The 278-nt window shown below is 71.9% G+C and carries 1 protein-coding gene; it reads right to left on the bottom strand.

Annotated features, from left to right (window positions below):
* On the bottom strand, positions 1-278 hold a 278-nt coding region (locus IG74_RS47440; RefSeq protein ID WP_158858163.1), incomplete at both ends, for a ketoreductase domain-containing protein.

Consider the following 278-nt stretch of genomic DNA (forward strand, 5'->3'; position numbering starts at 1 on the left):
CCGGAGCCGAGTCCGCCACCGGCCCAGGCACCCCAGGCGATCGAGGTCGCCGCAAGACCGTCCGCACGCCGCTGCAACGCCAACGCGTCGAGATACGCGTTGCCCGCCGCGTAACTGCCCTGCCCCGGGCCGCCCAGTGTGGCGGCGCCGGAGGAGAAGAGAACGAACGCCGACAGGTCCATTCCGGCGGTCAGTTCGTGCAGGTTCCGTGCCGCGTCCACCTTCGGACGCAACACCCCGGCCGCCCGCTCCACCGTCAGAGCGTCCACCACACCGTC

It is taken from the genome of Streptomyces sp. NRRL B-1347, from assembly GCF_000720325.1.
Taxonomy (GTDB): Bacteria; Actinomycetota; Actinomycetes; order Streptomycetales; family Streptomycetaceae; genus Streptomyces.